General features: G+C 70.4%; 20 protein-coding genes. 15 read left to right on the top strand and 5 right to left on the bottom strand.

All coding sequences use genetic code 11. The annotated features are described in order from the left end of the window. The first annotated feature begins 473 nt into the window (after positions 1-473). From ACFZA0_RS20550 to ACFZA0_RS20525, 6 genes are all read left to right on the top strand, one after another. Positions 474-923: a hypothetical protein gene (locus ACFZA0_RS20550; protein WP_391018779.1), complete on the top strand. Its 450-nt coding sequence runs from the start codon at positions 474-476 to the stop codon at positions 921-923. Then, positions 923-2,734: a hypothetical protein gene (locus ACFZA0_RS20545; RefSeq protein ID WP_391018776.1), complete on the top strand. Its 1,812-nt coding sequence runs from the start codon at positions 923-925 to the stop codon at positions 2,732-2,734. Before ACFZA0_RS20550 ends, ACFZA0_RS20545 begins: the two co-directional genes overlap by 1 nt. 98 nt (positions 2,735-2,832) lie before the next feature. Beyond that, entirely contained in the window at positions 2,833-3,984 is a 1,152-nt protein-coding gene (locus tag ACFZA0_RS20540; RefSeq protein WP_391018774.1) for a S8 family serine peptidase, read from the top strand. A 114-nt stretch (positions 3,985-4,098) separates the two neighbouring features. After that, on the top strand, positions 4,099-4,437 hold the full coding sequence (locus tag ACFZA0_RS20535) for a WXG100 family type VII secretion target (protein ID WP_391018771.1): 339 nt from the start codon (positions 4,099-4,101) through the stop codon (positions 4,435-4,437). A gap of 64 nt (positions 4,438-4,501) precedes the next feature. After that, the gene (locus ACFZA0_RS20530; RefSeq protein ID WP_391018768.1) at positions 4,502-4,804 is read left to right on the top strand and encodes a WXG100 family type VII secretion target; all 303 of its coding nucleotides are present in this window, start codon (positions 4,502-4,504) and stop codon (positions 4,802-4,804) included. Positions 4,805-4,991: 187 nt separating this feature from the next. Next, on the top strand, positions 4,992-5,276 hold the full coding sequence (locus ACFZA0_RS20525; RefSeq protein WP_391018765.1) for a hypothetical protein: 285 nt from the start codon (positions 4,992-4,994) through the stop codon (positions 5,274-5,276). 294 nt (positions 5,277-5,570) lie between these two features. On the opposite strand, the gene eccCa is transcribed toward ACFZA0_RS20525, so the two are convergent. Next, positions 5,571-9,539 (bottom strand): type VII secretion protein EccCa, encoded by a 3,969-nt coding sequence (gene eccCa, locus ACFZA0_RS20520; protein WP_391018762.1) that lies wholly within the window; start codon positions 9,537-9,539, stop codon positions 5,571-5,573. A 459-nt stretch (positions 9,540-9,998) separates the two neighbouring features. Between eccCa and eccD the strand changes: the two genes are divergently transcribed. Further along, complete coding sequence (eccD, locus tag ACFZA0_RS20515) at positions 9,999-11,513, top strand: type VII secretion integral membrane protein EccD (protein WP_391018759.1); 1,515 nt, start codon at positions 9,999-10,001, stop codon at positions 11,511-11,513. A gap of 80 nt (positions 11,514-11,593) precedes the next feature. On the opposite strand, the gene ACFZA0_RS20510 is transcribed toward eccD, so the two are convergent. Next, positions 11,594-11,974 carry a DUF397 domain-containing protein gene (locus ACFZA0_RS20510; RefSeq protein WP_391018756.1) on the bottom strand — a complete coding sequence of 127 codons (381 nt, stop codon included), beginning with the start codon at positions 11,972-11,974 and terminating at the stop codon, positions 11,594-11,596. A gap of 307 nt (positions 11,975-12,281) precedes the next feature. Here ACFZA0_RS20510 and rpsO point away from each other — a divergent pair, with 307 nt between their 5' ends. The 5 genes from rpsO to ACFZA0_RS20485 all read left to right on the top strand — a co-directional run bounded on the left by rpsO (position 12,282) and on the right by ACFZA0_RS20485 (position 17,891). Beyond that, positions 12,282-12,569 (top strand): 30S ribosomal protein S15, encoded by a 288-nt coding sequence (rpsO, locus tag ACFZA0_RS20505; protein ID WP_391018754.1) that lies wholly within the window; start codon positions 12,282-12,284, stop codon positions 12,567-12,569. A gap of 439 nt (positions 12,570-13,008) precedes the next feature. Then, entirely contained in the window at positions 13,009-15,228 is a 2,220-nt protein-coding gene (locus ACFZA0_RS20500; RefSeq protein WP_391018751.1) for a polyribonucleotide nucleotidyltransferase, read from the top strand. Next, positions 15,225-16,604, top strand: a complete 1,380-nt coding sequence (locus tag ACFZA0_RS20495; protein ID WP_391018748.1) for an insulinase family protein — start codon at positions 15,225-15,227, stop codon at positions 16,602-16,604. The genes ACFZA0_RS20500 and ACFZA0_RS20495 overlap by 4 nt, the downstream gene beginning before the upstream one ends. 59 nt (positions 16,605-16,663) lie before the next feature. Further along, the gene (gene dapB, locus ACFZA0_RS20490; protein ID WP_391018746.1) at positions 16,664-17,416 is read left to right on the top strand and encodes a 4-hydroxy-tetrahydrodipicolinate reductase; all 753 of its coding nucleotides are present in this window, start codon (positions 16,664-16,666) and stop codon (positions 17,414-17,416) included. 13 nt (positions 17,417-17,429) lie between these two features. Next, positions 17,430-17,891, top strand: a complete 462-nt coding sequence (locus tag ACFZA0_RS20485) for a hypothetical protein (protein ID WP_391018743.1) — start codon at positions 17,430-17,432, stop codon at positions 17,889-17,891. Positions 17,892-18,003: 112 nt separating this feature from the next. On the opposite strand, the gene ACFZA0_RS20480 is transcribed toward ACFZA0_RS20485, so the two are convergent. After that, complete coding sequence (locus ACFZA0_RS20480; protein WP_391018740.1) at positions 18,004-18,558, bottom strand: hypothetical protein; 555 nt, start codon at positions 18,556-18,558, stop codon at positions 18,004-18,006. 138 nt (positions 18,559-18,696) lie between these two features. Continuing rightward, a complete protein-coding gene (locus ACFZA0_RS20475; protein ID WP_391018737.1) occupies positions 18,697-18,936 on the bottom strand; it encodes a hypothetical protein in 240 nt (79 codons plus the stop codon). A gap of 201 nt (positions 18,937-19,137) precedes the next feature. Between ACFZA0_RS20475 and thyX the strand changes: the two genes are divergently transcribed. The 3 genes from thyX to ACFZA0_RS20460 all read left to right on the top strand — a co-directional run bounded on the left by thyX (position 19,138) and on the right by ACFZA0_RS20460 (position 22,887). Then, positions 19,138-19,878, top strand: a complete 741-nt coding sequence (gene thyX, locus ACFZA0_RS20470; protein WP_391018734.1) for an FAD-dependent thymidylate synthase — start codon at positions 19,138-19,140, stop codon at positions 19,876-19,878. Positions 19,879-20,123: 245 nt separating this feature from the next. Beyond that, on the top strand, positions 20,124-21,023 hold the full coding sequence (gene dapA, locus ACFZA0_RS20465; RefSeq protein WP_391018730.1) for a 4-hydroxy-tetrahydrodipicolinate synthase: 900 nt from the start codon (positions 20,124-20,126) through the stop codon (positions 21,021-21,023). Positions 21,024-21,201: 178 nt separating this feature from the next. Next, positions 21,202-22,887, top strand: coding sequence for an RNase J family beta-CASP ribonuclease (locus ACFZA0_RS20460; protein WP_391018727.1), 1,686 nt, complete (start codon positions 21,202-21,204; stop codon positions 22,885-22,887). Positions 22,888-23,054: 167 nt separating this feature from the next. Here ACFZA0_RS20460 and ACFZA0_RS20455 read toward each other — a convergent pair. Further along, the coding region (locus tag ACFZA0_RS20455) for a hypothetical protein (protein ID WP_391018725.1) at positions 23,055-23,256 on the bottom strand (202 nt) is incomplete at its 5' end.

The raw sequence follows: 23,256 nt of genomic DNA, 5'->3' as shown, positions 1-23,256 counted from the left end.
GCGGCCAGGGCCGTTGCGGTCGGGGTGGCGTGACGGCGGTACGGGCTGCCCCGTGCCGGTGGGTTCGGGCCCTGCGGGCGGGTCGATCCGGAACTGCGCTTCACGAGTTCGGGTGAAGTGCCGCCACCCGGGCAGAGGGATCCGCATCCGGCTTGTCGGTGCACGTCAATGTGACAACCGGCCATTCAGGCAGGGGTTTTGTGGTTGCAAACGGCGGGGGCGCGGGGTGTCCGAGATCGGCGATGGCGGGTGACTGCCGGTAATTCGGGCGTTCCGTCGCCGTATGGGCAGGGTTTGTCATGGCTTGCGCGGGTCGGCGGGACATGGCCCCGACACCTTCGTAACCGACTCAACACAAAGTCCAGTTGGATGAGATTTACAGAGTGACTACAGTGGTCGAAGGGTGCATTGACGCGCTGTCACGGCGCGGCACCCGACAGCTTGACCAACGGGGTACGGGGAAGGGGGCCGCTGTGCTGGCTGCGGACGGAGGCGGAGGCGTCGACCTCAAGCGGGGCTTGGAGGCGCTGGAAACCTTCAAGAAGCGCGTGGACACGGTTCTGACGAACTTCAATGGCTCGGCGGGCAGTTCGGGGAAGATCGGCGACCACGCGCTCTCTCCGGCGTCGTTCAGCGGCTCGTCCGCCTTCGCCGAGGCGACGGGGCTCCACGCCCAGTACGAGCGCGTTCACGAACACCTCACCACCCTGTCCAAGAACCTCGGCAGGCAGATAGAGGCGATGTACATCGCCGTGCACGCGGCGGACGTCGGCTTCGACAACCTGGAAGAGGACCTGCGGCGCAGGTTCTGGACGATCCAGACGGACATCGCGCAGGACGAGAAGGCGGCGGCGCGCGAGAAGGCACAGGGCGCGGGCGAGGGGAAGCGCTCCGACGACAAGCAGTTCGAGGGTGGTTACTGATGGGTGCCGGGCACGGGGACCAGAACCAGCACAAGGCGGAGCTGACGCAGGTCGCCGAGCAGGTCGGTGTGATCGACGCGGCGAACACCATGTCGAACGTGGTGAACAACGCCTTCGGCGCCCATGTGCGGTTCTTCGGGGAGACCAACTTCGAGGGCCACCACCTGAACACCATGATCGACATGGTCGACTCGGCGAAGCCCGAGCACCTGGAGACCGCCGGCAAGGCGATGTGGGACGCGCGGGACGCCATCAGCGAGGCGGCCGAAGAGCTGAACGGTCACATCGGCAGGGTGGACTGGACTGGCGAGGCGGCGGACTCGTTCAACACGTGGGGCAGCAAACTGGTCACGCACGCACGCCAGTTGGCCACCTTCGCGGAGGCGGCCGGCACGCAGATCACGGCGGCGGCGACCGGCCTGGCGTCGGTCCGCAGCTCGATGCCGCCCAGGGACACGAGGGCGAACCCCAAGACGGTGGCGGAGATCCCGCACGTGAAGCGGGTCGAGTCGAACCACGAGTACGCGGCGGCGGTCCAGGTCGAGGATCACCGCCAGGAGGCCATCAACCAGATGAACCGCCTGGCGTCGTTCTACTCGGTCTCGGAGGAGGCATTGGCGGCCCAGGAGCCACCGGTCTTCGAAACGATGCCGGACGTGGGGGTGCCGAAGCCGGAGTACCGCGGAGGGCGCGACCTGCCCCCCGAGGGTGGCTCCCATCTCGGTTCCGGCCGTACGACCGTTGGCCCTGGTCATGTAGGGACTGCTTCTCACACGACGGCCGTCGTTCACCACGACAGCACCGGAGAGGCTCCTTTGCCTCCTCATCAGGGAGATTCGTCTCAGGTGGTGTCACCGCACCGTGGCTCGCCTACTGCGACGATTCCCGCTCCCGGGACCGAAATTGCAAGTGTGGGCACACTGCCGCACGGTTCGGCGGCGCAAGCACCAAGTGCTCCGGCGGTCCCAAGCACGAGCGGTTCGAGTGCACTGCCTGCAACTCCCGTGAGCGGAGTTGCCTCACCTGTGGTCGGAGGGGCGTTCGCCAGGGCCTCCGGAAGCCCCGGGTCCGGATCCGCATTCCCTTCCAGGGGGAGGGTGCCGGGTTCTGGCGCCTCGACGACGTCCCGGGCGGTCAGTGACCCGGAGGGACGTGCAGGAGCGACCAGCCGTGCTTCCGGATCCGCGGGAAGATCCGGTGCGACCGGTCGCGCGTCGAACGGTCCAGTTGGGCGGACAAGCGCAACCGGCCAGGCTGGCGCGCGTGGCACGGCGGGACGTACGGGCGGCACGCCGGTCGGGAAGGGGCAGGTCGGACGCGGTATCTCCGGCGGCACCCCGCGTGCCACGGGTACAGCCGCGAAGGGTGGCCCAGGCGCACGGGGAGCCTTGCGCGGAAACGGGGTCGTCGGCGGGAAGCCGAAGGGTGCGCTCTCGGGCAACACGGGCGCCAAGGCATCGCGAGGCAATGTGGTCGGGGCGGAGAAGCCGGCTGGAACGCGCAAAGCTCCTGTCGGGATTGGCCGGCGTGGCGTCGTGGGCGCGCAGGATTCAGCCGAGACGACCAGGTCGGGTCAAACACGGCGGGTTACCTCTGGCAACCCCGACGGCGTTGTCGGCACCCCCAAGGGGCGGAATCAACAATCCGCTCAGAGGAATGTCGGCGGTCGTGGCGCACAGGCGTCGAAGGGTAAACAGCGCAGGCTCGGCCGAAAGAACCGCGAGGACGAGACCAAACGCCAGGACGTGCACGAGCGAGATGCTGCAAAACGGGTGAACGGCGAACACGAGCGAGGACCGGCAGAGGCATGAAGCCAGGGAGGAACCCGAGTACCGGGTTGCGCGCGGTTGTTGGACGTGCCGGGCGACGGCTCGCGGTGAGTGGCGCCGCGGTGGGAGTCGTCCTTGTAATGTCGTCGGCCCTCGCGCCCCCGGCGATGGCTGCTGACGCAGAGTCTCAGGAGTGGTACCTCACGCTCATGAAGGCCGACGACATGTGGAAGGTCAGTGACGGCTCGGGAATCAAGGTCGCGGTGCTGGATTCCGGGGTAAATCCCAACACCTCTTCGTTGAAGGGCCAGGTTTTGGCCGATGAGACGCCAAAATCCGCCTCGTTCGGTGCCACTGACGATTTCGACGGACACGGTACGTCCATGGCGGAAATGATCGCGGGCACTGGCAACGGCGGTGGCATCAAGGGCCTTGCTCCGGGCGCGAAAATCGTCCCGTATCAGGTCAACCTGGGAGACTCACCCGACCAGAAGAGGACGCCCACCGTCGTAGAGGCTCTCAAGGCGGCGGCGGATTCTGACGCACGTATCATCAACATGTCGTTCAGCGGTCCCTACCGTTTCAAGGACGAGCAGGCGGCGGTCAACTACGCCTTCGCCAAGGGTAAGTTGCTATTCGCCTCCACAGGCAACGACGCTGAGTCGAAGAACAGCATCGGCTACCCGGCCTCCTACGACAGGGTCGTCGGTGTCGCTGCCGCCGATGAGTCTGGAACCGTCGGAAAGTTCTCGGAACACGGCGGGTCAGTAGATCTCGCCGCGCCTGGGCTCGACGTTCTCCACTGGTGCGACGCCAAATTCACCAAGTACTGCACAACCGGAGGCACCAGTGCCTCCACCGCCATCGCCTCCGCCTCCGCGGCCCTCATTTGGTCGGCGCATCCCGGCTGGACCGCCAACCAGGTGCTGCGCACGCTGATCGACACCGCCGGCCGGGACTGGCCCAAGGACGAGCCCAGCAACTACCTCGGGTACGGCCTGATCCGCCCCCGCCTGGTCCTGGCCGACAGCAAGATCGACCCGGGCGCGGCCGGCGCCGACCCCCTCGCGCTGGAGAACGGCACGGCCGCCACCCCCGCGTCTGCCACCCCCTCCGTACCGGCCTCGTCACAACCCCCCGCCAAGGGTTCAAGTGGCGCGACCTCGGCGGCAGGATCGAGCGCGAGCGACTCCGGCGGCAACTCCCAACTGTGGGTGGTCCTCGGCGCGGTGGGCGTCGTCGTGGTCGGTGGCGGAGCCTTCGCCGCGCTGCGTGCCCGACGTGCCACCTGAGCCGAACCCGCGGCCGATCCAGACCCGTCCGCTCGGCAGACACCGGTCTTCTGACGGTGCCGCGTAGCGGAACTCCGTACCGAACAGAGCAAGTTGACGAAGGGAATGCCGACCATGGCAGATGGACAGCGGCTCAATGACGGCGACGTCATCAAGCTCGAAAAGAACATCGGGGAGCGCTACGAGTCCATCAAGGGCCAGTTGACGCGCCTCCAGGGCACCCTGGACACGATGGAGGCGAACTGGAAGGGCGTCGGCGCGGCCGCGTTCAACAGCAAGCAGGTCGAGATCAACGAGCACATGAAGAAGATCGGCGACCTGCTGATCTGGTTCCTGGAGAACATCAACGCGACGCGCAAGGACAAGGACAAGCTGGAGGACGAGGTCCGCTCGACGATGCAGGGCATCGACGTCCAGTACGGCGGCAGCACGTCCGCGCTCAACAGCTACTGAGCGTCGGCGCAGTACGGCGCAGTGCGCAGACCACACCTGACCAGCTGACCCGAAACGAGGAACCATGGCCAACGTTCACTACGACGAACTCGCCGTCAAGTACGGCGGCCTCGACGCCATCACCACCGAACTCGGCAACCAGGCCAAGCAGTTGGAGTCCGACCTCGCCGCGCTGAAGTCGGCCGTGGTGCAGGCCGCCGCCGGCTGGGAGGGCGAGGCCGCGACCGCGTTCGGCGGGAAGATGAAGGAGTGGGACACCCACACCTCCGGCATCCACGCCGCGCTGATCTCCATCAGCCAGAAGGTCAGCCAGGCCGGCGGCGACTACCGCGGCGGCGACCTGAAGGCGGCGAGCTACTTCCAGTAGCGGTCACCGCTCGCCGCCGGCCCCGGGCCGCCGCGCGGGCGACGCGAACAACCGACGGGGTGGGCACGCACGGGAGGTGCCCACCCCGTCGTGCCGTCCACGCCCCGCCGCCCCGAAGCACCGCACGAGCGCGGCGAGCGCCCTCCCGAGCGGTGATCCGCAGCCGCCCGACTGGGACCATTGCCGGATGGCCGACGCCCAACTGCCCCCGGGGTGGACACTCCAGCAGATCCGCGACGTCTCGGGAGACCGGGACGCCGTCGCCCTGGAGCCCGGTCGACCAGTGCGGTGGGTCGGCGGCGCCGAGCACCGTGAGATGCCTTGCCCGGAGGTCGTTCTCGGGTTCCACCGCCTCTGCCTCGTGAAGTCCGCCGACGGCGACTGGTACATGGGCAGCTTGAACGAGGACGGCAGCATCGACTGCTGGACCGACTACGGCGCCGACCTGCGCGAGGCACTGCGCGGCCTCTAGGAGCGCGCGTCACCGGCGGACGGCACGGAGGCTCGGGTCATGGCGTAGCCGGTGTCTGCCACGGAGCGAACCACCCGGCCCCACCGACAACGGCCCCGCGCCGCAAGAACCGAGCTACGAGGCCCCGGTCAAAGGGAAGTTGACCCCTGCGCACCAGGTCCGGTCGGCTCCCGCCGCACCCCTTCGGGGCCCGTTCACGACGTGCCGGACTCGCCGCACCTCGGCGACGGGCAGCCCCGGCGACGGGCCGCTCCGGACCGCCCCGGACCGGGCCGGCCCGTCGCCGAGGCGGCCTCAGTCCTCCACCTCCGGCACCCACCCCGTCTGCACCAGCGGCTTCCCGCGTCGCCGGGAGACGAAGACGCCGCGTCCCGCCGGCATCGGTCGCGGGCGCACCCCGCCGAGCAGGTCGCCCTCGCCCGGGTCGCCCGCCAGCACCACGCCCTGGGCGCCGAGTTCCTTCATGCGCTGGAGGAACGGTTCGTACGCCGCGCGGCCCGCGCCCGCCGTCGAGCGGGCGATGATGAAGCGGACGCCGACGTCGCGGGCGAAGGGCAGCAGTTCGGTGAGGCCGCCCAGCGGGTTGCCGCTCGACGTGGAGACCAGGTCGTAGTCGTCGACCACCACGTACACCGTCGGCCCCCGCCACCAACTGCGGTCGCGCAGTTGGCGTGCGGTCACCTCGGCCGTCGGGGTGCGGCGGTTCATCAGGTCCGCGAGGGCCGCCATGTGGTGGTCCATCGCGTTGGACATCGGGATGTACTCCGCCAGGTGGGAGGCGGGGGTGACGTCCAGCAGCGAACGGCGGTTGTCGACGACGAACAGCTTGCACTCGTCGCCCGAGTAGCGCCGGGTGATCTGTTGCACCAGCAGTCGCAGCAGGTTCGACTTGCCGGACTCGCTCTCGCCGAACACCAGGAAGAACGGGTCCTGTTCGAAGTCGACGAAGACCGGTTCGAGATTGTCCTCGTCGAGGGCGAAGGCGACGCCGCGCTTGGGAAGGGCGTCGCCCGGCGGGAGTTGGGCCGCCGGGAGTTCACGGGGCAGCAGGCGTACCGCGGGGGCGCCCGGGGTCTGCCAGTGCCGGGAGACCTCCGTCGCCAGCGCCGCCGTGGCGTCCGCGAGGTCGCTGTCGGAGGTGAGTCCGTCGATGCGCGGGACCGCCGCCATGAAGTGCAGCTTCTGCGGGGCCTGGCCCCGGCCCGGTACGCCCGTCGGGACGTTCGCGGCGACACGGCGGTCCAGTTCGGAGTCCATCGGGTCGCCCAGGCGCAGTTCGAGGCGGTTCATCAGGTGGTCCTTGAGGTTGGCCCGCACCTCCATGGAACGTGACGCCGTGAGCACCAGGTGGACGCCGTAACCGAGGCCGCGTGCGGCGATGTCGAGGACGACCGGCTCCAACGCCTCGTAGTCCGTACGGAAGTTGCCCCAGCCGTCGATCACGAGGAACACGTCGCCCCACGGCTGGTCCTCGACGCTGATGTCGCCGCGGGCCCGCCGGGCACGGAAGTCGGCGATCGACGGGATGCCGGAGGCGCGGAAGTACTCCTCGCGGCGGGTCAGCACGCCGTACACCTCGGCCACCGTGCGGCGCACCCGCTCGGGGTCGAGGCGGGAGGCGACACCGCCGACGTGCGGCAGTCCCGCGATCGACGCCATGCCGCCGCCGCCGAAGTCCAGTCCGTAGAACTGGACCTCGTGCGGGGTGTGGGTCAGTGCGAACGACGAGATCAGCGAGCGCAGGAGCGTCGACTTGCCGGACTGCGGTCCGCCGACGACCTGCATGTGGCCGGCGGCCCCGGAGAAGTCCGCCCAGAGCGGGTCGCGGCGCTGCTCGTACGGCTTGTCGACGAGGCCCACCGGCACCACCAGGCGTCCGGCGCCCTCGTAACCGGGCTGCGTCAGACCGCGGCCCGGTACGGCGGTGAGGCCGGGCAGCAGCGCGTCCAGCGAGGGCGGGCTGTCCAGCGGCGGCAGCCACACCTGGTGCGCGGACGGGCCCTGCGCCTCCAGGCGTCGCACGATGACGTCGAGGACGGTGTCGGCGAGGGCGTCGTCGACACCGTCGCCCGCCGCCTCCGCGCCCTGCCGCGGCACCGGCGCGTACCGCACCGGGACCTCGGCCGCGGTGAACAGCACCGGCCGCCTGTCCACCGGGAGCCGGCCGTCGGTCGCCGCGCGCTGCGGGCCCGAGTGGTAACTGCCCGACACATAGGCCGCCTTGAAGCGCGTCATCTCGCCGGTGCCGAACTTCAGGAAGCCGGATCCCGGCACGTTCGGCAGTTCGTACGCGTCGGGGACGCCCAGCGCGGCGCGGGACTCGGCGGCGGAGAAGGTGCGCAGGCCGATGCGGTAGGAGAGGTAGGTCTCCAGGCCGCGCAGGCGGCCCTCCTCCAGGCGCTGGGACGCCAGCAGCAGGTGCACGCCCAACGACCGCCCGATACGGCCGATCTGGACGAACATCTCGATGAAGTCCGGCTTGGCGGTGAGGAGTTCGCTGAACTCGTCGATGACGAGGACGAGGGAGGGGATCGGCTGGAGCGGGGCGCCCGCGGCGCGTGCCTTCTCGTAGTCGTGGATGTTGGCGTAGTTGCCGGAGTCGCGCAGCAGTTCCTGGCGCCGGTTGAGCTCGCCGCGGATGGAGTCGCCCATGCGGTCCACCAGCGACAGGTCGTCCGCCAGGTTGGTGATCACCGCCGCGACGTGCGGCATCTGCGCCATGCCGGCGAAGGTGGCACCGCCCTTGAAGTCGGCGAGGACGAAGTTGAGGGTCTCCGAGGAGTGGGTGACCGCGAGCCCCAGCACCAGCGTGCGCAGCAGTTCCGACTTGCCGGAACCGGTGGCGCCCACGCACAGTCCGTGCGGGCCCATGCCCTCCTGCGCGGCCTCCTTGAGGTCGAGCATCACGGGCCGGCCGTCCTCGCCGAGCCCGATCGGCACCCGCAGCCGCTCCGCCGTCGAACGCGGCCGCCAGGTCCGCTTGGTGTCGACGGACGCGGCGTCCCCCAGGTTCAGCAGATCGGTGAACTCCAGGTTGGCGAGCAGCGGTTCGTCGTCGTCACCGCCCGACGCCATCCGCAACGGCGCCAGTTGGCGGGCGAGCGCCTCGGCGGACTCGTACGAGAGGGCGTCGGGGACGCCCTCGTAGACGACGCCGTGGCCCGACTCCAGGCGCAGTCCCTCCGGTCCCACGACGACGGCGAGGTCGCCGCCCGCCGCCTCCGCCTCGCCGGGCACCAGCTCCACGACCGTCACGCCCTGCAGGCCCTCGGGGTTGGCGAGGACCGAGTCGGGCGGCAGGGACACCCCGTCGAGCACGACGACGACGTGCGGCTCGGACGGCAGGGGCATCGCGTTCGGGTGGAAGCGGGGGCGTCCGGTCAGCCGGGAGGACAGCAGGTTCTCCAGCTCGCGGGTGTCGCCGCCGATGAGGCGCCGGCTGCCCGCGCCGTCCGAGACCCCGGGCGCCTGCACGTGCGGGAGCCACTTCGCCCATTCCCACCGCGGGAGTTCGGCCCGTCCGGCGGCGACCGCCACCACCAGGTCCTCCGGCGAGTGCAGTGCCGCGAGCGAGGCCGTCAGGGCCCGGACCGCGGACCGGACGTCGGCGTCGTCACCGGCGACCGTCACGTGGTAGAAGGCGCGCAGCGAGATCGCCATCGGCAGGTCGTCGAGGGTGCCGTGCACGGCGAGAAAGCGCTGCATGGCGCCCGCGGTGAGCGGTTCGAGCTGGTCGACGGGGCCGGTCTCCGGCGCGACCAGGGCCGTCGCGAGCGACTGCGGGCCCAGGCCCACCCGTACCTGCGCGAAGTCCTCGTCCACGGGCCGCCGTTCCCACACCCGGCTGCCCTCGGCGACCAGCGCCCACAGTTGTTCGGGGGAGGGGTGCAGGTAGTACTGCGCGTCGCGCTGGGCCCGCGCGGTGTTCAGGGCCGCGCGCCGGGTCTGCGCGAGGTAGCTGAGGTAGTCGCGGCGCATGTCGGCCAGTTGGCCCTGCGAACCGCGCCGGAAGCGGACCACCATCGCGACCGACATCGCCACCGTCGACGCGATCATCACCATGCCCATGATCTTCATGAACGGCTGCCCGTTCGTGAAGAAGAAGACCACCGAGCCGCCCATGCCGAGCGTCGGCAGCAACTGCATGAGGACACTGTCCTGATGGCCCCGGGGCAACTCGGGCGGGGGCTGCACGACGACCTCGTCCGTGGGCACTTCGGACGGCAGCGCCCGAGGCGGGCGCTTCACGACGATGTGGCTCACTGCTCACCAAATCCCTTGCCCGGCCCGCGGAATTGTCGTCCGCCACCCCGTCCCAGGCGAACGCGGGCCGCCGCGTGATCCTACTGACTCCACGCGGTGCGGGAGGGCGGTAGTGTTCCGGATGTTCGCGTGCGCACACGTGAACCAGGCTGGTGAAAAAGGGCAATTCGCGCATCGGTGCGGCGTTCCGGAAGCCCGGCGGCGGCCCGGCGGCCCCGTTCGCGGCCGTACGACGGTCACGACGGCGGGCGGCCCGGGAACCCGCGCAGGACCTTCACACGAGGGGCCCGGAAACGCCACGGATCCGGAGCCGTGCGGCCCCGGACACCCGACTGCCGCCACCGTCGCGGCGGTTGACGTACACGGAATCGCCGGCACACGGAACGGCCGGTACCCGGAACGGTCCGCACACCGAACCGGCCCGCACCGCGCGGGCAGCACCGAAGGGGGAGCAGCAAGGTGAGCATCACGGCCTCCGCGGCGGCCACGGCGCCAGGAGGGCCCGGCAACGGGAACTCCTCCGGCACCGGCGCCGGACTCGGCTTCTGCCGGGTCACCATCGTCGCGCCCGACAGCCGGATCGACGTGGCGCTGCCCGACGACATCCCGGTCGCCGACATCTACCCGGAGATCCTCAGGCTCTCCCGGCAGAGCCCCGCCGAGGACGCGCCCGTCGGCTACCACCTGGTCCGCCGCGACGGCACCGTCCTCGACAGCTCCCGCACCTTCGCGGCCCAGCAGATCCTCGACGGGGAACTGCTCAGCCTGCGCCCCTTCGCCGAGTCGCTGCCGCCCGCCGTCTTCGACGACGTCTCCGAGGCGGTCGCCGCCGCCGTCACCCGCGAGCACACCCTGTGGAGCGGCGACCTCACCCGGGCCGCCGGACTCGTCGGCGGGGGAGTGCTGCCCGCGCTGCTCGCCTTCGTGGCCTGGACCGCCGACCCCCGCCACGACATGCACAGCCTGCCCGGCGTGCTCGCCGGCGTCGTCGGCCTGGTGCTGCTGGTCGTCGCGTGCGTGCGGGCCCGGATCTACGACGACCGTGCCTCCGCCGTGGCCCTGGGGCTCGGCGCCCTCGCGAACGTGGGGGTGGCCGGCTCCGGGGTGCTGCCGCCGACCGACGGACAGGGCATCGGCAAGCTCCAGTTCCTGCTCGCGTGCGCGGCGGTCCTGCTGGCGTCCGTGGTGCTCACCGTGTGCTCGCCCGGCGGCGACGGTCCGTTCGTCGCGTTCCTCTTCGCGTCCGCGGTCGGCGTGCTCGTCGTCTTCGCGGCGATCCTGCTGCACTGGTCCCCGTCGCGGATCGCCGCCCTGTGCGCACCGGTCGCGGTGGGGGCCCTGGCGTTCCTGCCCGGCCTGTCCATGCGGTTCGCCCGCCTGCCGATCGGCTTCGAGACACCCGACACCGCACCCCGCAGCGCCTACGGCGCCGACCCCGCGCCGCAGGAACCCGTGGACGCCGAACGCGTGGCCGCGCAGGCCCGCCGCGGCCACGAACTGCTCGTCGGCCTGGTCGGCGGCTGCGCCCTGCTCGCCGTCGGCGCCTCGGCCGTGCTCGGCTTCTCCCACGACGTCTGGGCGCAGCTCCTCGGCCTCGTCACCGGCGTCGCCCTGATCATGCGGGCCCACCTGTTCCGCTACACCGCGCAGGTCGCGCCCGTCCTCGCCGCCGGCCTCGCCTCGCTCGTCCTGCTGGGGCTCGGCCTGGCGATCGGCACGCCCCGGTCGATGTTCCGGGACGCGCTCACCGGCAACCGGACCGACCTCGACATCCGCACCGTGTGGCTGGTGGCCGCGATCGCCGCGGCCTCCACGCTGATCACCGCGATCGGGCTGATCGTGCCGCGCGGCGGGCTCACCCCGTTCTGGGGACGCTTCCTGGAGATCGCGGAGAACTTCGTCCTGCTGACCCTGGTCCCGCTGGCGCTGGCCGTCTTCGACGTCTACACCACGGCCCGCTCGATGACAGGCTGACCCGGCCGCCTCGACGCCGTGTGCGACGACGGCCCCCGCCCGGACCGGGCGGGGGCCGTCGTCGCACACGGCTCACGGACCTACGGGGCGGCGCTCCCGTTGCCGGGCCGCGCCGCGTCCTCCAGGTCGAACTCGCCGTCCCGCGCGCCCAGTACGAACGCCCGCCACTCCGCCTCCGTGTAGCGCAGGACGGTGTCGGGGTCCAGCGACGAACGCATCGCCACCGCGCCCGCGGGCAGGTGGGCGATCTCCACCCGCTCCTCGTCCTGCTCGGTGCCCGGCGCGCTCTGCCACCGCACCCCCGAGATGTCCAGTGCGTACAGCTCGTCCCGCTCGCGGTTCTTGCGCGCCCTGACCGCGTCCGCGACGGCGTCGTCGGCGACCGGCGGGGCGTCGCCCCCGGCGGCCGCCGTGCCGTCCGCGCCGCTGTCCGTGCTCCCTGCCCCGGCTGTCTCCGCCATGGCGAAGCGCCCCCTTCCCGACGTACCGTTCCGACCGGCGTGCCTGCGATCCGAACGTCACCATAGTGGGGCCGCCCCCGCCGCCGCGGGGCTTCGCGGACCTGGGCAAAGGGGTCGGTCACCGGCTGGTACCCTGGTGTCGGCCGTTCGTGTACGCACCGCCGGACCCCTTAGAGCGCGACTCCCCCGGGAGCCGCCGGGACCTGGCGGAGGCGCTCGGCGGATCCCCGCCTCCCGAGTAACGGAAGCACCCCCCGAGACACAGACCGGGGGCACTCGGTGGCATCACAGACTATGAGGAGTACGCGTGTCGCTCGACGCCGCTACGAAGAAGCAGATCATCAGCGAGTTCGGCACCAAGGAGGGTGACACCGGCACCCCCGAGGTCCAGGTCGCCCTGCTGTCGCGTCGGATCTCCGACCTGACCGAGCACCTGAAGACCCACAAGCACGACCACCACTCCCGTCGTGGTCTGCTGATCCTGGTCGGCCAGCGCCGCCGGCTGCTGCAGTACCTGGCCAAGAAGGACATCCAGCGCTTCCGCGCCCTGGTCGAGCGCCTCGGCATCCGTCGCGGTGCGGCCGGCGCCCGCTAGTGACGCCGTGAAGGGAGCGGCCCCCGCACAGGGGGCCGCTCCCTTTGCCGTACACCCGTACATCCGTGCGGGCGGTCCGCGCCGCGGACCGCGGAAAGCGCACGGTACGCGCGGAAACGTGCGGGGTGTCACCTCGGCTTTGTAGTGTGGTAGCACAACCGCACGACGCAGGACCCAGCACCACCCGCGCCACGGCGACAGTCCGCGGCGCGGCAGCAGGACCCCACGCAGGACGCGTACGCCGTACGAACGCGGCGCACGACAAAGGATGAGGGGAAGCGCACCTCCCCGCCGCCGGTCCTCGGTAGTGGCTCCCGGGCAAGAACCCCGGGTGCTTCGATCGAAGACCGGCCCGCACCAGACGAGCGCTTCTCCCTCACCGTCCCCCCGCACACGGGCGAGGCGGGACCAAAGACGACATGTAACGGAGAACCCACTGGTGGAGAACGAGACCCACTACGCCGAGGCCGTCATCGACAACGGCTCCTTCGGCACCCGCACCATCCGCTTCGAGACGGGCCGTCTGGCCCGCCAGGCCGCCGGCTCCGCCGTCGCCTACCTGGACGACGACACCATGGTGCTGTCGGCCACGACCGCCTCGAAGAAGCCCAAGGACCAGCTCGACTTCTTCCCCCTCACGGTGGACGTCGAGGAGCGGATGTACGCCGCCGGCAAGATCCCCGGCAGCTTCTTCCGCCGCGAGGGCCGGCCCTCCGAGGACGCGATCCTCACCTGCCGCCTCATCGACCGCCCGCTGCGCCCGTCCTTCAAGAAGGGCCTGCGCAACGAGATCCAGGTCGTCGCCACGATCATGGCGCTCAACCCCGACCACCTGTACGACGTCGTGGCGATCAACGCCGCGTCCGCGTCGACGCAGCTGGCCGGTCTGCCCTTCTCCGGCCCGATCGGCGGCGTCCGCGTCGCGCTGATCAACGGCCAGTGGGTCGCCTTCCCGACGCACACCGAGCTCGAGGACGCCGTCTTCGACATGGTCGTCGCGGGCCGCGCCCTGGAGGACGGCGACGTCGCGATCATGATGGTCGAGGCCGAGGCCACCGAGAAGACGATCCAGCTCGTGCAGGGCGGCGCCGAGGCGCCGACCGAAGAGGTCGTCGCCGCCGGTCTCGAAGCCGCGAAGCCCTTCATCAAGGTGCTCTGCAAGGCCCAGGCCGACCTCGCCGCCAAGGCCGCGAAGCCGACCGGCGAGTTCCCGGTCTTCCTCGACTACCAGGACGACGTCCTGGAGGCGCTCACCGCCGCCGTCCGCCCGGAGCTGTCCGCCGCGCTGACGATCGCCGGCAAGCAGGAGCGCGAGGCCGAGCTGGACCGCGTCAAGGGTCTGGCCGCCGAGAAGCTCCTCCCGGAGTTCGAGGGCCGCGAGAAGGAGATCTCCGCCGCGTACCGCTCGCTGACCAAGTCCCTGGTCCGTGAGCGCGTCATCAAGGAGAAGAAGCGCATCGACGGCCGCGGTGTCACCGACATCCGCACCCTGGCCGCCGAGGTCGAGGCCATCCCGCGCGTGCACGGTTCCGCGCTGTTCGAGCGTGGCGAGACCCAGATCCTGGGCGTCACCACCCTCAACATGCTCCGCATGGAGCAGCAGCTGGACACCCTCTCCCCGGTGACCCGCAAGCGCTACATGCACAACTACAACTTCCCGCCGTACTCCGTCGGCGAGACCGGCCGCGTCGGCTCCCCGAAGCGCCGCGAGATCGGCCACGGCGCGCTCGCCGAGCGCGCGATCGTGCCGGTCCTGCCGACGCGCGAGGAGTTCCCCTACGCGATCCGTCAGGTGTCCGAGGCCCTCGGCTCCAACGGTTCGACGTCGATGGGCTCGGTCTGCGCCTCCACCATGTCGCTGCTGAACGCCGGTGTGCCGCTCAAGGCCCCCGTCGCCGGTATCGCCATGGGCCTGATCTCCCAGGAGATCAACGGCGAGACGCACTACGTCGCCCTCACCGACATCCTCGGTGCGGAGGACGCCTTCGGCGACATGGACTTCAAGGTCGCCGGCACCAAGGAGTTCGTGACCGCCCTCCAGCTCGACACCAAGCTGGACGGCATCCCCGCCTCCGTCCTGGCCGCGGCCCTCAAGCAGGCCCGCGACGCCCGCCTCCACATCCTCGACGTGATGATGGAAGCGATCGACACGCCGGACGAGATGTCCCCGAACGCCCCGCGGATCATCACCGTCAAGATCCCCGTGGACAAGATCGGTGAGGTCATCGGCCCCAAGGGCAAGATGATCAACCAGATCCAGGAGGACACCGGCGCCGACATCACGATCGAGGACGACGGCACCATCTACATCGGTGCCGCCCAGGGTTCGCAGGCCGAGGCCGCGCGCGCCACGATCAACTCGATCGCCAACCCGACCATGCCGGAGGTCGGCGAGCGCTACCTGGGCACGGTCGTCAAGACGACCACGTTCGGCGCGTTCGTGTCGCTGCTGCCGGGCAAGGACGGTCTGCTGCACATCTCGCAGATCCGCAAGCTCGCCGGCGGCAAGCGCGTGGAGAACGTCGAGGACGTGCTCGGCGTGGGCCACAAGGTCCAGGTCGAGATCGCCGAGATCGACTCCCGCGGCAAGCTCTCCCTGATCCCCGTGATCGAGGGCGAGGAAGGCGACGAGACGAAGAAGGACGACGCCGACAAGTGACGTCCCCCGGCTTCAAGGCGACGGCCCGCACCTCTCCGGAGGCGCGGGCCGTCGCCCGTACCCAAACCCTTGTCAAGGGCAGCAACGGCATCGGCACCGTCCGCAGGACCACCCTCCCCGGCGGCCTGCGCATCGTCACCGAGACCCTGCCCTCCGTACGGTCCGCCACCTTCGGCATCTGGGCGCACGTCGGCTCCCGCGACGAGACGCCCGCCCTGAACGGCGCGACCCACTACCTGGAGCACCTGCTCTTCAAGGGCACCGCGAAGCGCAGCGCCCTCGACATCTCCGCCGCGGTCGACGCGGTCGGCGGCGAGATGAACGCGTTCACGGCCAAGGAGTACACGTGCTACTACGCACGCGTGCTCGACACCGACCTGCCGCTCGCCATCGACGTCGTCTGCGACATGCTCACCGGGTCGCTGATCCGGGAGGAGGACGTCGACGTCGAACGCGGCGCGATCCTCGAAGAGATCGCGATGACCGAGGACGACCCGGGCGACTGCGTGCACGACCTGTTCGCGCACACCATGCTCGGTGACACCCCGCTCGGCCGCCCCGTCCTCGGCACGGTCGACACCGTCAACGCGCTCACCGCGGACCGCATCCGCCGCTTCTACCGCAAGCACTACGACCCGACGCACCTCGTCGTGGCCGCCGCGGGCAACGTCGACCACGCCAAGGTCGTCCGCCAGGTGCGCGCCGCGTTCGAGAAGGCGGGTGCGTTCCGCAACGCGGAGGCCGAGCCCGTCGGCCCGCGCGCCGGCAGCCGTGCCGTGCGTGCCGCCGGCCGCGTCGAGCTGATCGGCCGCAAGACGGAGCAGGCGCACGTCGTCCTCGGCATGCCCGGCCTCGCCCGCACCGACGACCGCCGCTGGGCGCTCGGGGTGCTCAACACGGCGCTGGGCGGCGGGATGTCGTCCCGGCTGTTCCAGGAGGTCCGCGAGAAGCGGGGCCTGGCCTACAGCGTGTACTCGTACACGTCGTCGTTCGCCGACTGCGGTCTGTTCGGCGTGTACGCGGGCTGCCGGCCGAGCCAGGTGCACGACGTGCTGAAGATCTGCCGCGACGAACTCGACCAGGTCGCCGAACAGGGCCTGTCCGACGACGAGATCGGCCGCGCGATCGGCCAGCTCCGCGGTTCCACCGTCCTCGGTCTGGAGGACACGGGCGCGCTGATGAACCGCATCGGCAAGAGCGAGCTGTGCTGGGGCGACCAGATGTCCGTGGACGACATGCTCACCCGGATCGCGGCGGTCACCCCGGACGAGGTCCGCGCGGTCGCCCGCGACATCCTGGGGCAGCGGCCCTCGCTGTCGGTGATAGGGCCGCTGAAGGACAGGCAGGCGGCCCGGCTGCACGAGGCCGTGGCCTGACCCGTCCGCGACGACGCCGTCCGGACCCTCCGACACCCTCCGACCAGGAAGCACAACTGATGAGCAAGCTGCGTGTGGCGGTCCTCGGCGCCCGGGGCCGTATCGGCTCCGAGGCGGTACGGGCGGTCGAGGCCGCCGAGGACATGGAACTGGTGGCCGCCCTCGGCCGGGGCGACCGGCTGGAGGGCATCGCGGACGCCGGCGCCCAGGTCGCGGTCGAACTGACCACGCCCGCCTCGGTGATGGGCAACCTCGACTTCTGCGTACGGCACGGCATCCACGCGGTGGTCGGCACCACCGGCTGGACCGAGGACCGGCTCGCGCAGCTGACGGGACTGCTCGACCAGTCGCCGTCGACGGGTGTGCTCATCGCGCCGAACTTCTCCATCGGGGCCGTCCTGACCATGAAGTTCGCGCAGATCGCGGCGCCCTGGTTCGAGTCGGTGGAGGTCATCGAGCTGCACCACCCGAAGAAGGTGGACGCCCCCTCCGGCACCGCCACCCGCACCGCCCAGCTCATCGCCGAGGCCCGCGCGAAGGCCGGGTCCGCGCCCGCCCCGGACGCCACGGCCACCGCCCTGGACGGGGCACGCGGCGCCGACGTGGACGGTGTTCCCGTGCACTCGGTGCGGCTGCGCGGCCTCCTGGCCCACCAGGAGGTCCTGCTGGGTGCCGAGGGCGAGACCCTCACCGTGCGCCACGACTCCCTGCACCACAGCAGCTTCATGCCGGGCATCCTGCTCGGCGTGCGGCGCGTGGTGGACGCCCCGGGCCTGACCTTCGGCCTGGAACACTTCCTCGACCTGAGCTGAGACCGGGCCCGTCATGCGCGCAAAGATCACCTACCTCGTCACGGCCGCCGTCCTGGTCTTCTACTTCGTCCTGGTCGGCAGCCGCGGCGTGATGCTCATCGAGTCCGGCACGCTGGTGACGGTCACCTTCGGGATCGCGGTGCTGATCCTGCCCGTGATCGGCGTCTGGTTCCTCTGGAAGAACACCCAGTTCGTCCGGAAGGCGAACCGTCTCGCCGCCGAGCTCGACGCCGAAGGCGGCCTGCCCGTCGACGAGTTGAGGCGTACCGAGGCCGGCCGCATCGACCGCGACTCCGCCGACGAGGTCTTCGCCCGCCGCCGCGAGGAGACCGAGGCCGCCCCCGACGACTGGCGCAGCTGGTTCCGTCTCGCGGTCGCCTACCACGACGCCCGCGACACCCCGCGCGCCCGCAAGGCGATGCAACGGGCCATCGCCCTGCGCGAGGGCCGCGACGGGCACGCCGCCGAGGCGTGAGGGCGGCCGGTCGGTACGTGCACGACGGGCCGACGAGGGACACCGACGATCAGGGCCCGTGACGCCGCTTCCGGAAGCGGCGTCACGGGCCCTGTCCCGTCCGGCGGGGCGCTCAGCCGCGCCGGCACTCCTCGGCCCAGGCCTCCATCGCGTCGGCGGCCCGCTCGAACGCCTCGGGCCGCGCCAGGAAGTCCGCGCCGTGCGTGGTCAGCAGGACGGGAGCCTCCGCGGCCCCGTGCCCCCTGCGGGCCAGCACCAGCGCCTGGCCCTGCACCGTGCGCGGCAGCCCGAGCCAGCGCACCGGCTGCTGCACGGTGCGCAGATCGGCGACCTGTTCCCACGGCGTCGTGCGCGTGGTGAAGAACGTGACGTGCCGCACGCCGCGGGTGCTCACCCACACGCCCACCCGCAGCAGACGCAGCGCGCAGAGGACGAGGACGACCCCGCCGACGAGCACGGGGGCCGCGGCCGACGGGGAGTCCGTCAACGCGATGATCACCGCGGCGAACAGGACGTACGAGGAGAGCAGCAGTACGAGAGCCGCCACACCGACCCGCCACGGGCCGGGACGGTACGGGCGACGCGGACGCTCCCGGTCGTCGAAGGGCAGCGCGGCGTCGTCGGCCGCGTCGAAGGCACGGTCGGCCGTCAGGAAGGGCAGGGGCACGGTTGGTCCTCACTCAATCCACGCGTGGGCTGTGCCCGGTGAGGCTATCGACACGTGTTCCGGCTCACCACCCTAGGGGGGCCATGGGGGTTGCCCACGGCTCCGCGGGCCCGCCGAGGGGCCCGCGGCCCAGGTGCCCTAACGGTTGCTGGAGGCCTGCGACTGCTGGTTCTGCCCCGTCGACGCGCTCTGCGACATCGACGGCAGCCCCACTATCAGGGAGCCGACCAGCGCGGCGACGATGGTCAGGCCCAGCAGCCAGCGCCCGGCCAGCTGACCGGCCGAGGCACGCTCGCGGGGCGGGGGAGTGACATTGCTGCGGAACCTGTCGGCTTCCACGAGGAAGGCGAACGGAACGGGCTCACGCCGACGGGGCATGGAGGTGCTCCTCCTCTCGGAGGTCGAACGAACGACTTTCATCAGTACAGACGAGCGGGTGCCCCAAAAGGTGCCCGGTTTCACCGAATTCGCAGAAGTTCGCCGGGCAATGGTGCGGCACGACACCGAACGCCCCGTTGTCGGAGCCTGCCCGTAGAGTGGTCGCCGCCCGAGCAGGAGATGGGAAGGACCCCCCGAACAGTGAGCGACACCCCCGCCGACGACCTCAAGCCCAGCTTCCGCAGCGACGTCACCGTCGAGCTGGTCAAGCACAACGCGTCGGACGCCGACGTGCTCTTCGCCGCCCGGGTCTCCACCCTCGGCGAGCAGTCCCTGGACGAGGTGAACAGGGACCCGGAGCGCTCCAAGGGCCTGATCAACTACCTCATGCGGGACCGGCACGGCAGTCCCTTCGAGCACAACTCGATGACCTTCTTCATCAGTGCCCCCATCCTCGTCTTCCGCGAGTTCATGCGGCACCGTGTGGGCTGGTCGTACAACGAGGAGAGCGGCCGCTACCGGCAGCTCGAACCCGTCTTCTACGTCCCCGGCCCCGCGCGCAAGCTCGTCCAGGAGGGCCGTCCCGGCAAGTACACCTTCGTCGAGGGCACCCGGGCCCAGCAGGAACTGGTCGGCCGCGCCATGGAGGACTCGTACCGGCGGTCCTACGAGACGTACCAGGAGATGCTCGCCGCCGGCGTGGCCCGCGAGGTCGCCCGCTCGGTGCTCCCGGTCGGCCTGTTCTCGTCGATGTACGCCACGTGCAACGCGCGCTCGCTGATGCACTTCCTCGGCCTGCGCACCCAGCACGAGATGGCGAAGGTGCCGTCCTTCCCGCAGCGGGAGATCGAGATGGTCGGCGAGAAGATGGAGGAGCAGTGGGCGGCGCTCATGCCCCTCACCCACGCGGCCTTCAACGCCAACGGCCGGGTGGCCCCCTGACGGGCTCCCGTATTCCACACGGGCACTGATGTGCGGGTCAGCCGCATGAAGTGTCCGGATTGCGGGCTTTGGCGAAGTTCATCTAGCCTGATCAAACGGACCCGGCACTGCTTGAACCCCCGAGCAGGCAGTGCCGGGCTCCGCCTTGTTCCCCCCGCTTCGTCCCACCCGTCGGCCGCCCGACGCGCGTACGACGGGCAGACCTAGGGCAGACCCTGCCCTGTGCACCGAGTAGCGTGGTACCCATGGCTCCGACCTCCACTCCGCAGACCCCGTTCGGCCGGGTCCTCACCGCCATGGTCACGCCCTTCTCGGCGGACGGCGCTCTCGACCTCGACGGCGCTCAGCGACTCGCGACCCACCTGGTGGACGCAGGCAACGACGGCCTGATCGTCAACGGCACCACCGGCGAGTCGCCGACCACCAGCGACGCGGAGAAAGCGGACCTCGTACGAGCCGTCCTCGAAGCGGTCGGAGACCGCGCCCACGTCGTGGCCGGAGTCGGCACCAACGACACCCGCCACAGCATCTCCCTCGCCCGTACGGCGGCGGACCTGGGCGCCCACGGCCTGCTGACCGTGACGCCGTACTACAACAAGCCGCCGCAGGAGGGCCTGGCCCGGCACTTCACCGCCATCGCCGACGCCACCGACCTGCCGGTCATGCTCTACGACATCCCCGGCCGCAGCGGCGTCCCGATCAACACGGAGACGCTGGTCAGGCTCGCCGAGCACCCGCGGATCGTCGCGAACAAGGACGCCAAGGGCGACCTCGGCCGCGCGTCCTGGGCCATCGCCCGCTCCGGCCTCGCCTGGTACTCCGGCGACGACATGCTGAACCTCCCGCTGCTCTCCGTGGGCGCGGTCGGCTTCGTCTCCGTCGTCGGCCACCTCGTCACCCCCGAGCTGCGCGCCCTCATCGACGCGTTCAACTCGGGCGACGTGCAGAAGGCGACCGAGATCCACCAGAAGCTGCTGCCGGTCTACACCGGCATGTTCCGCACCCAGGGCGTCATGACCACCAAGGCCGCGCTCACCCTCCAGGGCCTTCCCGCCGGGCCGCTGCGCCCGCCCATGGTCGAACTGGCGCCGGAGGAGATCGCGCAGCTCAAGATCGATCTTGCCGCCGGCGGGGTACAGCTCTGACAACGGACTTCACAACTGAATACGCACGACCGGGTGCGCACGACTGACTCGTACGAACCCCACAACTGAACACGCAGGGCGTCAGCGCCTGCATCCACACGACAACTGCTTCTGCACGAACGTCACGCGCGCCACGTGCCCATCGCGGTACGTGGCGCGTGTGGTTGAGGAGAGTCTTTTGAGTCATCCGCATCCTGAACTCGGCCCGCCCCGCCCGCTGCCCGACGGCGGCCTGCGGGTCACCCCGCTCGGCGGCCTCGGCGAGATCGGCCGCAACATGACGGTCTTCGAGTACGGCGGCCGCCTGCTCATCGTCGACTGCGGTGTGCTCTTCCCCGAGGAGGAGCAGCCCGGAATCGACCTGATCCTGCCGGACTTCACGTCCATCCGGGACCGTCTCGACGACATCGAGGGCATCGTCCTCACCCACGGCCACGAGGACCACATCGGAGGTGTCCCCTATCTCCTGAAGGAGAAGCCGGACATCCCGCTGATCGGCTCCAAGCTGACCCTCGCCCTCATCGAGGCCAAGCTCCAGGAACACCGCATCCGCCCGTACACCCTCGAAGTGGTCGAGGGGCAGCGCGAGCGGGTCGGACCGTTCGACTGCGAATTCGTCGCGGTGAACCACTCCATCCCGGACGCGCTCGCGGTCGCCATCCGCACGCCCGCCGGCATGGTCGTGCACACGGGCGACTTCAAGATGGACCAGCTCCCGCTGGACAACCGTCTCACCGACCTGCACGCGTTCGCCCGCCTGAGCGAGGAGGGCATCGACCTCCTCCTCGCGGACTCCACGAACGCCGAGGTACCGGGCTTCGTACCGCCCGAGCGCGACATCTCGAACGTGCTGCGCCAGGTCTTCGCGGGCGCGAGCAAGCGCATCATCGTGGCGAGCTTCGCGAGCCACGTGCACCGCATCCAGCAGATCCTGAACGCGGCCCACGAGTACAACCGCCGGGTGGCCTTCGTCGGCCGCTCGATGGTCCGCAACATGGGCATCGCGCGCGACCTGGGCTACCTGAAGGTCCCGCCGGGCCTGGTGGTCGACGTGAAGACGCTCGACGACCTGCCGGACAGCCAGGTCGTCCTGGTCTGCACGGGCTCCCAGGGCGAGCCGATGGCCGCGCTGTCCCGGATGGCCAACCGCGACCACCAGATCCGGATCGTCGAGGGCGACACCGTGATCCTGGCGTCGTCCCTGATCCCGGGCAACGAGAACGCGGTCTACCGCGTCATCAACGGCCTGACCCGCTGGGGCGCCAACGTCGTCCACAAGGGCAACGCCAAGGTGCACGTCTCGGGCCACGCCTCGGCCGGCGAGCTGCTGTACTTCTACAACATCTGCCGCCCGAAGAACCTGATGCCGGTCCACGGCGAATGGCGCCACCTACGGGCCAACGCCGAGCTGGGCGCCCTCACCGGCGTCCCGCACGACCGCATCGTGATCGCCGAGGACGGTGTGGTCGTCGACCTCGTCCAGGGCAAGGCGAAGATCGTCGGCAAGGTCCAGGCCGGTTACGTGTACGTCGACGGCCTGTCGGTCGGCGGCGTCACCGAGCCCGCGCTCAAGGACCGCCGCATCCTCGGCGACGAGGGGATCATCTCGGTCTTCGTGGTCATCGACTCGTCCACGGGCAAGATCACGGCGGGCCCGCACGTCCAGGCCCGCGGGTCGGGCATCGAGGACTCTGCCTTCGCGGCGGTGCTCCCGAGAGTCACGGAAGCACTGGAGCGCTCGGCCCAGGACGGGGTCGTGGAGCCGCACCAGATGCAGCAGCTCGTACGCCGCACGCTGGGCAAGTGGGTCTCCGACACCTACCGCCGCCGGCCGATGATCCTCCCGGTGGTCGTGGAGGTCTGACGCCCCGTCGGACGCGCGAGCGCGCCTCCGCACCGGCGAACCAGGAGCCGGGTACCTCGATTTGCATCGGGGCACCCGGCTCCAGTACGTTTACGGCTCCGCCCGAGCGGGAAGCGGGCCGGCGCGCAGGCGTCGGACCGATTGCCGGCCGGGGCGGGAATTCCGACTCAGAACTTCTGATAAAGTCGGAACCGCCGGAAAGGGAAACGCGAAAGCGAAAACCTGGAAAGCACCGAGGAAATCGGATCGGAAAGATCTGATAGAGTCGGAAACGCCGAAGGGAAGCCCGGAGGAAAGCCCGAGAGGGTGAGTACAAAGGAAGCGTCCGTTCCTTGAGAACTCAACAGCGTGCCAAAAGTCAACGCCAGA

Origin of the sequence: Streptomyces sp. NPDC008150, from assembly GCF_042956945.1 — a bacterium.
Classification (GTDB): Bacteria; Actinomycetota; Actinomycetes; order Streptomycetales; family Streptomycetaceae; genus Streptomyces.
Note: the sequence above shows the minus strand (reverse complement) of the source record. Positions and strands in the feature narration are given on the sequence as shown.

What these genes read in the sequence shown, in the direction of transcription:
- ACFZA0_RS20545 (WP_391018776.1), top strand. Translation starts at nt 923, where the DNA reads ATGGGTGCCGGGCACGGGGACCAGAACCAGCACAAGGCGGAGCTGACG.
- ACFZA0_RS20530 (WP_391018768.1), top strand. Translation starts at nt 4,502, where the DNA reads ATGGCCAACGTTCACTACGACGAACTCGCCGTCAAGTACGGCGGCCTC.
- ACFZA0_RS20540 (WP_391018774.1), top strand. Translation starts at nt 2,833, where the DNA reads ATGTCGTCGGCCCTCGCGCCCCCGGCGATGGCTGCTGACGCAGAGTCT.
- dapB (WP_391018746.1), top strand. Translation starts at nt 16,664, where the DNA reads ATGAGCAAGCTGCGTGTGGCGGTCCTCGGCGCCCGGGGCCGTATCGGC.
- dapA (WP_391018730.1), top strand. Translation starts at nt 20,124, where the DNA reads ATGGCTCCGACCTCCACTCCGCAGACCCCGTTCGGCCGGGTCCTCACC.
- ACFZA0_RS20525 (WP_391018765.1), top strand. Translation starts at nt 4,992, where the DNA reads ATGGCCGACGCCCAACTGCCCCCGGGGTGGACACTCCAGCAGATCCGC.
- ACFZA0_RS20535 (WP_391018771.1), top strand. Translation starts at nt 4,099, where the DNA reads ATGGCAGATGGACAGCGGCTCAATGACGGCGACGTCATCAAGCTCGAA.
- ACFZA0_RS20485 (WP_391018743.1), top strand. Translation starts at nt 17,430, where the DNA reads ATGCGCGCAAAGATCACCTACCTCGTCACGGCCGCCGTCCTGGTCTTC.
- ACFZA0_RS20510 (WP_391018756.1), bottom strand. Translation starts at nt 11,974, where the DNA reads ATGGCGGAGACAGCCGGGGCAGGGAGCACGGACAGCGGCGCGGACGGC.
- ACFZA0_RS20475 (WP_391018737.1), bottom strand. Translation starts at nt 18,936, where the DNA reads ATGCCCCGTCGGCGTGAGCCCGTTCCGTTCGCCTTCCTCGTGGAAGCC.